This is a genomic window from Nocardia sp. NPDC060249 (genome assembly GCF_042728755.1).
In the GTDB taxonomy this organism is placed as follows: domain Bacteria; phylum Actinomycetota; class Actinomycetes; order Mycobacteriales; family Mycobacteriaceae; genus Nocardia.
Genome location: NZ_JBHXAQ010000004.1, coordinates 26,520 through 39,589, shown reverse-complemented (window position 1 = coordinate 39,589; position 13,070 = coordinate 26,520). Strand labels below are relative to the sequence as shown.

Below are 13,070 nucleotides of genomic sequence, written 5' to 3'. Positions count from 1 at the left end.
CCGCGCGATCGTTGCCGGCGACCGCGGGCGCCCAAGCCCGGGCACTTGCCCTCGCCGACCGCCCCCAACTGGCGATCGTCAGCCCGATCACGCCGAGCGGCGATCGCCTCGATCGCTCCCTCTCGGTCAAGATCAGCGCGCCGACGTCCGGTCACGCGCATACCCACGACACCGCGCTGGCCGCTCGAAAGGCATTGACCTACGCCGCGGTTCGGCGTTGATATCCTGGGTGCGAGCTCAGGTTTTCGACGACGCTGGAACTAAGGATTGATATGGAGTTCAAGGCGCTCTACAGCATGGTGCAGGCTTCATATTTTGATAGCGTGGAACAAATTCGGCGACTTCCTACGGAGTCGGATATTCCGACGAAATGTTATAGCGAGGTTCTCGACGACTACATTGCTGACGGATGGCGTGTCGTATATGGATACGATGGTCCTGATGCGGGTATCGATTACAACCGCACTCACCTGAAGCGCGGAAAGAGCATTCTCAGATTCAGCTGGTGGCCCGATGAAGGAGGTCGAGTGGCCGGCTCCAAGAGCGATATCGAGGAGATCTCCCGGTACATTCGAGATCACTGAGTCAGTCGCTGCGGTTCGGGTACGTTGGGCCGTCGGCCCTTTCAAACTAGTTCGGGAGTCGTGTCAGTGGAGAACATGCAGCGTGCCGCTGAGTTGGCCGGCGAGATGATCGCGCAGGCGGTGCAGTGGGTTTCAGAAGGCACGGCCGGTCCGTTCCTGGCCTATCTGGGCGCGAGCGATTCCCGGGTGACGCTGGTCGATCTGTCGCAGGGAGGCGACCAGTCTCCGTTGGACTACGGACGCGGCCTCATGGTCGTCAGGTCAGCCGCACGCGGCGTCATCGTCTACGACGGAACCATCTCGAACAGTGATGGTGAACAGTACGCCGCCCTGATCGGCAAGGCATACGAATTCCAGCATGGTGAAGGCACTTTCGATGTTTTCGTGCCTTACCGCCCGGCGCGCCGGGCGCAGAGCTTCGGTGTCTACGCCTTGGTTCTCGATGACCAAGACGGCCAACCGGTCAGTGACGAGATTCTCGACGCGTTCCTCGAAGGTACGCGCCGGGACGCGGAGGTCGGCGAGTTCTTGCGTCAGCATCAGTTGCAGTAACTGCACCGCACCAGGAAGGAGGAGCTGGCATGGGCGGCTTCCGTAAGTGGACCAAAGCGGAGCTCGAGCAGCGGGAGAAGGACCAGCACAATCCCGAGTGGTTGGCCTGGTTGGCGGACATGGATGCCGGGCTCGAGACGTTCTTCGCGGTGGATGTGCGGGATATGCCAGTGGAGCCATTCACTGCGGCCGGGTTGGACCACGCCGAGCAGGCTTTGCTGCACAGATTTCCCTCGTCTGATTCATTGCTGGACGTCAAGAACGCTGGGATGGTCGACCGTTTTCATCGATACCTCGGGGAGACGTTCATCAAGAGTGGATTCGAAGGACGGTGGATGAATGTCCGTATCACCAGCGGTCGCGGTACGGGAGTATTTTTCGATCGACGTGGTTTCGAGCCCGTTGTCCGGGAACCGTTTACCGATTCCTACCTCGAGGTAGTGATGCTCGCGTTGGCCGCAGTGGAACGCCGAACTGGTCATGAATGGTCGTGGGTCTATAGAAATGCCGAGGAGGACCACGCGGAGTGGCTGGATAATGGCCGTCCCAACATCTCCTGATCGGCGCGGTATCCACTGAGTCAGTCGCTGCGGTTCGGTACGTTGGGCCGTCGGCCCTTTCCACTAGTTCGGGAGTTGTTTCAGTTGGAGAACATGCAGCTTGCCGCTGGGTTGGCCGGAGAGATGGTTGCTCATGCGGTGCAGTGGGTTTCGGAAGGATCGGCGGGTCCGTTTCTGGCCTACCTGGGCAAGGGCGACACCCGTGTGACGTTGATCGATCTGGCGCAGGACGGCCCCGAGTCGCCCCTGGATTACGGTCGCGGGCTCATGATCGTCAGGTCTGCTGCTCGGGCTGTCATCGTGTACGACGGAACCATCTCCAACGATGAGGGCGGTCACTACGATGCGCTGATCGGGGAGGTCTACGAATTCGAGCACTGCGATGGCGCTTTCGACGTCCTGGTGCCCTACCGCCCGCGTAGTGAGTCGCAGAGCTTCGGTGTTTACGGACTCATCCTCGAGGACCAGGCAAGCGAGCCGGTGGACGAAGAGATTCTCGACGCGTTCCTCGACGGAACCCGCAGGGATGCCGATGTCGGGAAGTTCTGGCGTCAACACCAATTGCGGTAGCGGTCGGCGTGCGGCCCGTGCCGCAACCTAGGCTGCGATGGCGAGGTTTCGTCGGCTGAGGCTGTGCTTGAGCCGGAGAACGCAACGATGGCTGATCGGTTCCACCAGCGATGGTGAACAGTTCGATGCCCTGACCGGCGAGGTCCACGAATTCCAGTATGACGAAGGTACTTTCGATGTGCTCGTGCCGCAACATGATATGAGAGTAGTGACAGATAGGGGACCGGCGTGGGTCGCGTTCGCAAGGTAAGTAGGGCCAGGCTTCGGCAGCGCGAGAAGGACCAAGGCGTCCCAGAGTGGTTGGAGTGGTTGGCCGGAATGGATGCAGCGCTTGAGACCTTCTTTACTGTGGATGTCCCGGATATGCCTGTTGAGCCGTTTACCGCGGCTGGGCTGGACCATGCTGAGCGGGCGCTGATGGACAGGTTTTCCTCTGTTGAGCCGTTGCTTGCAATCGATAATGCCGGAGTCGTTGACCGTTTTCAACGATTCCTTGGGGAGACGTTTATTAGAAGCGGCCTCGGAGGCCACTGGAAAAATGTTCGTATCACCGACGACGACACGGATGTCCTTTTCTGCCGTCGGGGATTCGAACCGGTAGTTTGTCACCCGTTCACCCCTGCCTTTCTTGATGTGGGGTCGCTCGTGCTGGGGGCAGTGGAAGGCCGAACCTTTCACGAATGGTCGTGGGTCTACGGCAATTGTGTTGTGGATTACGGGGATTGGGTGGCTGAAGGACGGCCAAGTATTTCCTGACCGGCTCCTCTGCTTCTTAACTGAATATATTTTTGAGTAGAACCTCTAAACAGATAGCCCATCGATGCCTGGCATCGATGGGCTATCTGTTTCTAGGTCCGAGACAAATTCAGGACGGCGATGTGCGCCAGTTTGGATCGGGCGTACCAATTCTTCCGGCGCCCGGATTTTGAAATGGAGTGCGTACACATGAGTGACGGTAAGGCGTGGCTGGATGAAGATCCAGACGACGGCCATGAACTATCTGCGACGCAGGAATCGAAATATCAGGACTATCTCAGGAAGGAAAATCCATCCGAGGGGGTCCATAGGGATAGGCGTTCATGGCTGCGCAAGAATCTTTCGTTCCGCTATGCCACGCGTTATGGTGATGACTATCGAGACGGATTGGCGATCACTCGTGGCTGGACCGCTGATAATGGCTGGGAGATAGAACAGCGCGTATCCGTGGGAACGAGCGACCGATACTATGACGCCGGTAGTCGGAGAAAACCTTCAGTCGGCCGTGAAATCAAGTACGGAAAGGTCGGCCGTGGTCGTACGCTAGGTGGGCGAAGTCAACTCGCTAAGGACGAGCATGCGGTTAAACTCGGTCGCCGGGTCAACTGGCATGTTTCCGATATTTCGAAGGTGGATAAAAAAGTACTCGCCAAGCTACGCGAACTAGAGAAGAAGTACCCAGGAAGATTCACCGTTGAGCAGGTTGGTACGGCTGAGACCGAGCTTGCTTTGGCTATCGGCAAGGAAATGCGTGAACATCGTGCCGGAAATGGTAGACCATTACCGTCGTATTATGCCGCTCAGCGTGAACTTGCAGAGAGGCACGCAGGCACTATCGCAAAACTGGGCGGAAGAAATTTGGGTGCCGCCAATCGTCATGCGATGGACGGTGGAAAGAGTCTTGTAGCCGAGGTCAAGGCGAGAACAAAAGCGCTCAGAGGCAAGGAATCGGCTCTCAAAGAGAGCATCAAGGCACTCCGGGATCATGCCACCGCTCACGCGAAAATGGTTGGGGGCTGGGCGAAGGCGCCTAAGGGGCTCACGAAACTGACCAAGGCGATGAAGAATTCGTCGACCGCGCAGAAGAATGTCCAAGGTGCCACCAAGTCGTGGATCGGCGCCCACGGCAAGGTCAACGCTTCGATGATGAAGTCCCCGTTGGGCATGATCGCGATGGGGATTACGGCGCTGATCGGCGTTGTGACGCTGATTATCGCCAATTGGGGCACGGTGCAGAAAGTCTTCGAGGCTGTGCGTAAGAACACGCTCGAACCGGTGGGCGCGTTCTTCCAGAATGTCTTCGCCTCGGCGACCGCGGGGCTGAGCAACGTGACGAAGGGTATCTCGGAGTCGTTCAGCGGCTTGGGCTCGGGGGTCGAAGGCGTGTTCAAGACGGTGATCCACTATGTCGCGGTCGTGGTGAATGCGATCGGGTCGGTGCTCAAGCGCCTCAATATTCCACTGCCGGACTGGCTCGGCGGCGGCAGCATCGGATACGGGTTCATCGGTGACGCGATGGTCGAATGGGCTGCGGCGCGTATGGCCACCGGTGGCGTCGTGCGTGGTCCGGGTGGTCCGCGCGATGACCAGGTGCCGATTATGGCGTCCAACGGTGAGTTCGTGGTGAATGCCGCGTCCACCAGTCGGCATATCGCCTTGCTGGAAGCGATCAATAGCGACTCGCTCACTATCGGTGGTCGGGACGCGCAGGTGATCGCGGTACGCCACGACGCCTTCACGGTCCCGTCACGGGCGCTGCCGCACGTGGTCAACCGGCATCATTTCGATCACTCGACCACGGTCAACCTCACGACCAATCACATCGACAGCGCGCATGTTCGCGCGAAAACGCTGGCTGCACAACGCGAAGTCGCCGCGTCGTGGGCGTAGCAGCGATGTCGCGACAACAGAGAACGGAAAACACATGATCTATTCGGCAATCCTGCCCGCGCAGGCCGCCGGCGGTGCCGACGTGATCGGCGTCGCCGGGGTGTACAGGTCGGCCTTCTATAGCGGCGACACCGTCACCGACGTAACTCTCGTCGCACCAGCCGGATTCGTCACTGTGACGGGCGCGGCGACCAACAATGCCACCTTCACAGTTCGGCACTTGCGGTCGGGAGTCGTGCAGCAGAGCTTCGCCTCGATCACGCTCACCGCCGGCACCAACCTGGCCGCCGAGATGCCGTTGACCGTGCCGATCACGGTCGCGCCGGTACTCCAGGCCGATGACGTGATCGACGTGCGAATGCACCAGAACGGTACCGGGCTCGCGGTCGGCGCGGGCGTCATCGCGGCCGTCTACGTCAGCTGACGGCGCAACCACATTCATTGCAGCACAAGGGAAAGAGTTGAGGTGAACCAGTGGGGACTAGTCCTGCGCTGATAACGATCACCGGCGTCGATGGTTCGACGTGGACGATCAGTGGACAAGGTCGCGGCCGGGAAGGCGTCGACCTCGGGACCGCGCCGAGCGGCCTCTACGACGCGCCGGTCACGACGATCTGGAACCAGACCGCGTTCCAGAACGGCGCGACCTACGGCGGGTACAGCACCAACCGACGCGAAGTCGTCTTCGGCGTCAACATCTTCGAAATCACCGGTCGCTCGTGGGAATCCGTCGACAGTGCCTGGCGCAAAGCCTGGGCCTACGACGCGGATTCGATCATGACGGTGACCACCGGCTACGGCTCACGCTCGCTCGCGCTGCGGATGTCGCAGCAACCCGACTTCAAACCGAACAAGGACCCGCACCTGAACCTGTGGGGTCAGGTCACTATGACCTGCACCGCAGGCCTGCCGTGGTGGGTGGAGGAACCCGCGACGAGCACCTGGGTCTCGACCATCAGCACGACCAACGGCACCACCCAATCCGGCACGGTGACCGTCGCCAATCCGACCGATCAGCCGATGTACCTGCAATGGGTGTGCTCGGCGCCGGGACGCTGGACCTTGCCCGACTTCTCCTTCGGCAACAACTACCACAACCGCGCCGAAGAGGACGCGGATCGTGTTGTGGTGCTGCCGAACACGGTCGTGGGTCAGGATCTGGTCGTCGACACCGACCCGGCGCGCGAAACTCTCGTCGCGGCCGACCGATCGCAGATGTGGGCGCTCATGGGTGGGCGTGGATTCGAGTACATGATCCCGCCCTATACGCCGGCCACCGTTGTGCCGGTGAAGGTGACCGGCGCGCCGGCGGGTGCCTCGGTCATGGCCGTGCAACCGCGCAGCTGGTCGCGGCCCTGGGGGCTGCAATGACAACGGTGAACGACCTGCCTGTTATCTACAAGAACGCGCTGAAAGACAAAGCGCAGCGTGAGATGCTGCGAACCAAACCGCCGCTCATCCGGTTCTGGGATGGTGACTGGCAACTGCGCGGTACCTGCGCCGGCGAGATCAGCGCCAATTTCACCTGGATGCTCAATGAATCCGGGACCGGCGTCATCGTGCTGCCCTACGAGCATCATCTCGCGCAGTGGGCGATCTCGCGCACGCGGACCACCCAGAACATCCACATCACCGTCGACAAGGATGGTGCGCGCTGGGACGGCCGCATGTCGAAAGCCGTTGTCAAACAAGATGAGTACGGCGTCACCACGGTCGAGATGTCGTTTCTGCACTCCTATGAGGAGCTCAAGCACATCTGCGTCTGGGCAAACCCGCTGCTCCCGGCCGCCCTGCAGATTCCACAGCACTTCATCCTGGCTGGGCCCTCGGCTTCCTCGTTGAAGCTGGCCCTGTTCTTGAATGTGCTGCGGCTGGAAACCTCATTGTGGGCGCTGCCGGACAACCCGCTCGATGCGTCCGAGTGGTTCGACCTGGATATGTCCAACTGGTCGATCGTGGTGAAACCCCATGATCTGCTGGCGGATTCGTCGGTGTGGACGTTGCTCAACTCCCGGTTCAAGATGTTCCACGACCTGGCGAAGGACACCCTGGCCACCGCGCAGTTGATGATCACCACCCGGCGCTGGCTGGTCGGCGATCCACCGGCGTGGCCGGGCGCGAATCTGCGCAACGGCGCACTCGTGGTCGACATTGTCGACAAGAGTGGATTCACCACTGGCACGAGCGAGGGCGGCAGCGTTCTGGACGGGCTCGTCTACACCGCTCAGGTGTATACCGAGGACTACCTCGGCACGACGCGGAATATCCTGCCCGATCCCAATACCGACGAATATCAGCAGCCGGGTTGGTTGGGAACGATGTCGAAGGCGCCATGGGTGATCTTCCGGCCCGACCGGAACACGGGTGTGCAGACGTCGTCGTTCACGATCACGCCGTTCACCGATGTGCAGATCCTCACGGGTGGGCATTCGCCAGAGCAGGTGAACGCCGGCGTGAAGCAGGCCATCACCTCGGCAGGACAGCTCGCGGGCGGTTTGCTGCAGATCGCCACGGCGGGTCTGGGCGACTGGTCGGCGATCGGCGGTCAACTCGCTGAGACCTGGTTGTATCCCGGGTTCAAGGACACGTTGCTCGCCTGGGTTTCGTACAAGGATCCGATCCGCGCGTCGCAGGCCGGTTGGTCGCACTACTACGAGCACTTCCAGGACGGCGCGGACGACGCTTACAGCTTGAACTCGCTGACCGCGTTGAGCTCGGCACTGTGGGCGACGCGGTCGTTCTACTCGCACGAACTCACCGTCGCCGACGGCCAGCCCTACTTCATCGGCGATCAGGGCCACGGCCACTTCTTCCTCGGTGACCGAGTGGGGGCCACCGTCCATGGCATGTCCCCGGACGAGATCTACATCGACCAGGTCACTCAGCTGGAACTGGCCTGGGCCCGCGACCAGACCCCGGCTTGGCAGATCACCATCGGCACGAACCAGGAAGTCGAGGAGCCGCTGGTGAAGTCGATGCGCAAGATCGACGAGATCAAATCGACCATGCACGACCTCGGCGTGAAAATCAACTTTGACTAGAGACGGCGATTCCCATGTCAATTCCACAGCAGCACGAATGTGATCCCAATAATCCCGAAGAGGCCATTTCCTGGGCGTTCGTCGGTTTGCCCGGCCCGAAGAACGCCCCGATGATCGTTCATCCCATGGTGCTCAAACAGTGGTCGAAACATCTGTGGGACTTGGGGTTCCGGCATCACCCCGAAGAGCAGACCAAGGAATACCACCCGCCGATTCGGGGCCACCACCACTGGCTCAACTCCGCGGGCACCTGGGTGGAGAAGGGGACCCCGCAGCCCGCCCGGATCACCGCGCCCGATGTGGCGATGCTGACCCAGCAGGAGCGGGCCGACCTGGTCAGCCAGTTGCGTGAGCACGGCGACCTCAACCATCTGCTCACCCGATCCACCCAGTCGGAGGCGGCCGAGCATGACCGCACCTGACCGGAAAGTCCCGGACGGGGCTCAAGTCGTCGGCAGCTTCGGTGGACTCACCGACTCCCGTGACGTCGCGTTCAGCGGCAATGAAACCCAGATCAGCAACTACAGCCAGCAAACCTTCCAGGCGATGACCAACGCCGCGGTCTCGAGCGTGGTGCGCAAGGCCGATGCCCAAATGGGTGCGTATGTCGGCGTCGCGATCGACCGCATGCTGGCCAATCTCTGCCGGGCGCTGGCCGGGGTCGAGGTACTCGGCATCCACCCCTTGGCTTTCCTCAACGACTGGGCCACCGATCTGGACGCGAAGGCCGGGGAGGCGCTGTCGGGGGTGGACTCGATCTCCAAGGGGATCACCGGCCCGATCACGGGCACGGCGTCGGGTGATCCATCCGATGTTCTCCCAGCGATGACGATGTTGCAGACGAGATTTCAGCAGATCCTGCTGCAGGGCAACGCGATTGTGTTCACCTCGTCGGGGGATTACATACCGACACCGGGAATTCTGTCTCTCGACATCATCCTGATCGGCGGCGGCGCGGGCGGTGCGGGCGGACGCTGGGATATTGTCGCGGGCAATCGTGGGTCTGGCGGTGGCGGTGGCGGCGGTGGCGAGGTGCACACCAATATCCCCGCGTCGCTACTGCCGGTGGACAGCAATGGCGACTTTCTCCCGATCCCGATTACCGTCGGCGTCGGCGGGGCGGGCGGTGCGGCCGGTGGTTCGAACGGCTTGAACGGCACCAACACCTTGTTCGGCTCGTGGTTGATGGCGGGCGGCGGACTCGGCGGCCTGTTCCATTACGGCATCGCCGGGCCCGGTGGTGCCGGTGGTTCCGGCATGATCCCCGGCGGAGCGGGCGGAAAGAGCGGCGCGTCCGGAGTGGGGGAACCCGACCCGGCTCCACGCGCCGGCGGCAACTCCATTTCCGCTTACGCGCTGTACGGCGGCGGCGGGGGCGGCGGGGGTGCAGCCGGATTCACAGGCGGCCTCGGCGCGCCCGGCGGGCAGGGCGGGATTTCGCAGGGCGGTCCCGCCGGTCAGGCCGGTTCGGCGCCCTCCACGATCATCGCGACAGGCGGTGGCGGCGGCGGTGGCGGAGTCACCGGTAGTGACCCGGGCGGCGCAGGCGCGTTCCCCGCGGGCGGTGGCGGTGGCGGTGGCGGCAACGGCGTCGGCGCGGCCAAAGGCGCGCAGGGAGCCGGCGGGATCGTGTTCTTGATCGAACGGACCAGCTGATGTTCACCGCCAACCTCCGTGTGTTCACCGCATCCGACACCTGGACCCCGCCGCCGAACCTGTTCGCGGTGGATGTGATCCTGCGCGGCGGCGGCGGAGCGGGCAATGCGACCGTGGGCGGCGGTGGGGGACAGGCTATTCGGTCCGCTCGGCGGATCCCGGCCGCTGTGCTCTCAGAGTCTGTGCCCGTTGTCGTCGGCGTCGCGGGCAGCGGTGGCGGCGATGGTGGGACCTCCAGTTTCGGCACGTGGCTGGTCGCTGCCGGCGGATGTGGCGGAGCCAGTGGCGGGGCCGGGGGCGGCCTCGGGTTCCAGCGCGGCGGCAACGGCGGTCCGAACGGGCAGCGCGGTGAATCCGTCTCCGGTGGCGATATCGCTCTGCTCGCGGGCGGGGGCGGTGGTGCCGGTGCGGGGTCCGTCGGCGGTGGATCGGGGCTGGTGGCCGCGGGCACCAGCAATCCGCCGTTCTGGCAGGCGCTGCAGTCCGGTGGCGGTGGAAACGCCGGCGCCGGTGGCGGATTCCCGGCGGGCGGCGGCGGCGCGGGTGCGATCGGCGCGGCCGGACTCGTCACCGTCATCGAATATCACTTCACCTACTGAACGGAAATTTCGCGATATGAACACAGCCACAACGCTTTCCATCGAAGTCACCGGATTCGCCGGCCCCGCTCGGCTCTACGAACTCTCGGAACCGCTCTCGGGTAACAACCACGTCATTGTGTGGACGCAGCAAGCGTTCGGTCGCCAGTCCGCAGAGGCGGTCATCGTGGCGGCGCGACCCGACGGTTCGGCAGTCACGATGACAAAGCTGCCGGGCTCCTACATCCATCCCGACGCGACTCACGAAGGCGCGCTCTGGCTGGCCGGCTACGAAGTAAAGGAAGTGTCATGACATCACCGGTCGACCCCGGTTATCTGGGGTATCAGCCTACGGTCGAACCTCTCATCCTGACCACCGGCGCCAGTTTCGTGCAGACGATTCAGCCGTCCGGCGGCGCGGTATTTCCCACTGGCACAACAATTTCCATCGGGTTGACCGCGCCGAGCGGTGTATCGCTGGCCACCTGGTCCGCGACCGTCACCCCGACCGCCGCGTCCTGGGCCGTATCCAGCGCCATCTGCGACGCGATTCCCGCGAATTCGCGGTACACGATGCTCGTGACCTATCCGACCACCCCCGCCACCACCTATGCGTGGTACGTGGGCTCGGTCATCCGGACCTAGAGCATCCGCGTCACTCGAAAAATCAACCCTCACCCTCGAAATATCCGAAATAAGGAGCTGTCATGGCTATCGCCGTTGCTACCACTCGCCAGGCTCTCGCCGACGCCTACAAGAACGTCGCGGGATCGAACACCGTCTACATCAGCGTGCACACCGCCGATCCCGGCACCACCGGCGCCAACGAGGCCAGCGGTGGTTCGCCCGCCTACGCCCGTAAGCAGTCGGCCTGGACCTCCGGCACCGGTGGTGTGGTCACCGGTTCGCAGGTCACCATCGACCTTCCCGCCGGCTCCTACACCTACGTCGGCCTGTGGAAGACCCTCGCCGGTGGCTCCGCGGACTTCATCGACAAGGTCGCGATCAGCTCTACCACCCTGGGTGCCCAGGGCCAGCTGCTGATCACCCCCACTTTCACCCAGAGCTGACGGAGGGCGCCGCATGGCTACGCAACAACCGACGCGGGCCACCCTGCCGGCGCCGTCCACATCCGCGGTGGTGCCGCCCGGTGTCTCCATCACCACATCGAGGGCGCCGACGGCGCCGACAGCCGTTCTGCGCGCCGCTGTGCCGATCATCAAGCCATATCTTGTCGCCGGGTCGGGCGGGAACGGCGCTGTTGCCGCGCAGCTGAACAAGGTGCGATCGCAGATCTCGCCTCCGTCGGCTGCGATCGGCCAGGTCGCCGCGACGATCTCGCCTCGTTCCGGGGCCTTCGGGACCGCAGGTGCGCTGGGGAAACTGGTCGCCAAGGTGGTGGTCAAATCGGGGAAGGTTCTGCTCGAGGCCGGACTCACCGGGGCCGGTGGCTCCAGCGCGTCACTCAACACGCACCTTCCCATGGCCTTCGGAGCCGACGGAACCGCGAGTACAGACCTGGTCGTGATCGGTAGCGCGGAAGCGCTGTTCGGCAGTGATGGTCGGTTCTCCGGCCTGAAACCGTTCGATCTCGCGTTCGCCGGCGACGGCACCCTCGGGGTCGCGGCCGCGGCCGCCGGGGCTGTTGTCGTGGCCGGCGACACCACGGGACAGGGCTGGTTGTCGGCGGCAACGGGACAGCCGATCGCGCTCGGCGGCGCCGGTCAGCTCGCGGTGGCCCAAGGTGCGCCCGTGGACACCACGGGTTCCGGTGGCCTGGTTGCGGTGAGCAGCGCGAAGGCGGGCGTCGACATGGCGCACACCGGTTCCGGGCAACTGTCGATGGTCACGGTGTCGAGTTTCGCTCCTGCGGGGATGACGAAGTCGTCGCCCGCGTGGACACAGATGGCCAATGACTGGTTGACGGTGGCCGGGTGGGCAGCCGATACCGGCACCTACCCCGGATCGACCGTCAATACCGACGGCATCGTCGCCCAGGCGGCGAAAGCCGCGGCGACGCTGGCAGCCTCGATCGTCTTCACCGCGGCGGGAGCGGTGACCGTCAATGTCACGCTGCGGCTGACGGTCAACGGAGTCGTTGTCGCGACGGGCACGGCGACGCCTGTTCCCGCCAGCTCAACGGCCACCGTGACTGTCTCGGTGGTCCGTTCCATCGCGGCCGGCGATGTGGTCCGGGTCCAGGCCATGGGCAATCAGTTCTTGGCTGTGTACAACCCGACAGCGCCGGTGAATTCGGCGTCGTACGTGCGGATCACCTGAGGCCGAAGTTCTCGGTTATCGGCCACATTGCAGGTGCTTCGGAAGCCCGACTTCGCCCATCGGCTGGTGCTGGCGAAGTTCCGGCTGCTCTCATTCGATAGAAAGGAACCGAACAATGTCGAAACTTGTTCGTATCGCAGTGAATTCCAATCCTGAATGGACGACCATTCGGGTGCCTCGGCAGGCTCGGCCGGTTCGGGCGCGCCATGCGCCCGGCGGCGTCGTTATCGGTTTGCCGCCAGGCACTGGGCCTACCCCCGATCCTGTTGTCTACAGCACGTACTGGGAGGTTCCGAGTAACGCGCTGGCGGGCGAGGAAACCTATCTGATTCGCCGCGGTGTTCTGCCCGACCGCGCGGCCGGCCACCCAAGTGAGCCGCCGAGCGATGAGGTCAGTGAGTCCGGGATATCCGGTGCCACTACGTTTTTCGCGGAGGACTTCGAATTCTTCTGGATCTATCGCGACTTGTTCCAGTCCGGTAGCGGCTACCCGCCGAACCGGGTCTGACCGACCGGAATTTCGACAGTTTCGCAACGGAACTGGTGCACTGGAACCCTAGTGCTCGGCCCGCACCCCATGTCTGGGGTGCGGGCCGTTTCGTC

Annotated in this window: 18 protein-coding genes; all 18 read left to right on the top strand. The window is 63.1% G+C overall.

Annotation, left to right across the window (positions count from 1 at the left end; translation table 11 throughout):
* On the top strand, nucleotides 1-221 hold a 221-nt coding region (locus ACFWFP_RS17165; protein WP_379296085.1), incomplete at its 5' end, for a hypothetical protein.
* A gap of 51 nt (nucleotides 222-272) precedes the next feature.
* Nucleotides 273-584, top strand: coding sequence for a hypothetical protein (locus ACFWFP_RS17160; protein ID WP_378989163.1), 312 nt, complete (start codon nucleotides 273-275; stop codon nucleotides 582-584).
* Nucleotides 585-650: 66 nt separating this feature from the next.
* On the top strand, nucleotides 651-1,136 hold the full coding sequence (locus ACFWFP_RS17155; RefSeq protein WP_379296083.1) for a hypothetical protein: 486 nt from the start codon (nucleotides 651-653) through the stop codon (nucleotides 1,134-1,136).
* Nucleotides 1,137-1,165: 29 nt separating this feature from the next.
* Nucleotides 1,166-1,696 (top strand): hypothetical protein, encoded by a 531-nt coding sequence (locus tag ACFWFP_RS17150; RefSeq protein ID WP_379296082.1) that lies wholly within the window; start codon nucleotides 1,166-1,168, stop codon nucleotides 1,694-1,696.
* Nucleotides 1,697-1,780: 84 nt separating this feature from the next.
* Entirely contained in the window at nucleotides 1,781-2,266 is a 486-nt protein-coding gene (locus ACFWFP_RS17145) for a hypothetical protein (protein WP_379296080.1), read from the top strand.
* Nucleotides 2,267-2,584: 318 nt separating this feature from the next.
* Nucleotides 2,585-3,022 (top strand): hypothetical protein, encoded by a 438-nt coding sequence (locus tag ACFWFP_RS17140; protein WP_379296078.1) that lies wholly within the window; start codon nucleotides 2,585-2,587, stop codon nucleotides 3,020-3,022.
* A 189-nt stretch (nucleotides 3,023-3,211) separates the two neighbouring features.
* Entirely contained in the window at nucleotides 3,212-4,912 is a 1,701-nt protein-coding gene (locus ACFWFP_RS17135; protein ID WP_379296076.1) for a hypothetical protein, read from the top strand.
* Nucleotides 4,913-4,946: 34 nt separating this feature from the next.
* A complete protein-coding gene (locus ACFWFP_RS17130) occupies nucleotides 4,947-5,336 on the top strand; it encodes a hypothetical protein (RefSeq protein WP_379296074.1) in 390 nt (129 codons plus the stop codon).
* 50 nt (nucleotides 5,337-5,386) lie between these two features.
* Nucleotides 5,387-6,283 carry a phage tail protein gene (locus ACFWFP_RS17125; RefSeq protein WP_379296072.1) on the top strand — a complete coding sequence of 299 codons (897 nt, stop codon included), beginning with the start codon at nucleotides 5,387-5,389 and terminating at the stop codon, nucleotides 6,281-6,283.
* A 5-nt stretch (nucleotides 6,284-6,288) separates the two neighbouring features.
* Nucleotides 6,289-7,953, top strand: coding sequence for a phage tail protein (locus ACFWFP_RS17120; protein ID WP_379296070.1), 1,665 nt, complete (start codon nucleotides 6,289-6,291; stop codon nucleotides 7,951-7,953).
* Between the two features lie 14 nt (nucleotides 7,954-7,967).
* Nucleotides 7,968-8,375, top strand: coding sequence for a DUF2744 domain-containing protein (locus ACFWFP_RS17115; RefSeq protein ID WP_379296068.1), 408 nt, complete (start codon nucleotides 7,968-7,970; stop codon nucleotides 8,373-8,375).
* A complete protein-coding gene (locus ACFWFP_RS17110; protein WP_379296066.1) occupies nucleotides 8,362-9,609 on the top strand; it encodes a hypothetical protein in 1,248 nt (415 codons plus the stop codon). Before ACFWFP_RS17115 ends, ACFWFP_RS17110 begins: the two co-directional genes overlap by 14 nt.
* Complete coding sequence (locus ACFWFP_RS17105; protein WP_379296064.1) at nucleotides 9,609-10,208, top strand: hypothetical protein; 600 nt, start codon at nucleotides 9,609-9,611, stop codon at nucleotides 10,206-10,208. The genes ACFWFP_RS17110 and ACFWFP_RS17105 overlap by 1 nt, the downstream gene beginning before the upstream one ends.
* Nucleotides 10,209-10,224: 16 nt before the next feature.
* Nucleotides 10,225-10,500: a hypothetical protein gene (locus ACFWFP_RS17100; RefSeq protein ID WP_067455217.1), complete on the top strand. Its 276-nt coding sequence runs from the start codon at nucleotides 10,225-10,227 to the stop codon at nucleotides 10,498-10,500.
* Entirely contained in the window at nucleotides 10,497-10,832 is a 336-nt protein-coding gene (locus ACFWFP_RS17095; RefSeq protein WP_067455220.1) for a hypothetical protein, read from the top strand. Before ACFWFP_RS17100 ends, ACFWFP_RS17095 begins: the two co-directional genes overlap by 4 nt.
* A gap of 62 nt (nucleotides 10,833-10,894) precedes the next feature.
* The gene (locus ACFWFP_RS17090) at nucleotides 10,895-11,257 is read left to right on the top strand and encodes a hypothetical protein (protein WP_067455223.1); all 363 of its coding nucleotides are present in this window, start codon (nucleotides 10,895-10,897) and stop codon (nucleotides 11,255-11,257) included.
* A gap of 13 nt (nucleotides 11,258-11,270) precedes the next feature.
* Entirely contained in the window at nucleotides 11,271-12,467 is a 1,197-nt protein-coding gene (locus ACFWFP_RS17085) for a hypothetical protein (RefSeq protein WP_379296062.1), read from the top strand.
* Between the two features lie 115 nt (nucleotides 12,468-12,582).
* Nucleotides 12,583-12,975 (top strand): hypothetical protein, encoded by a 393-nt coding sequence (locus tag ACFWFP_RS17080; protein ID WP_379296060.1) that lies wholly within the window; start codon nucleotides 12,583-12,585, stop codon nucleotides 12,973-12,975.
* Nucleotides 12,976-13,070: the final 95 nt, after the last annotated feature.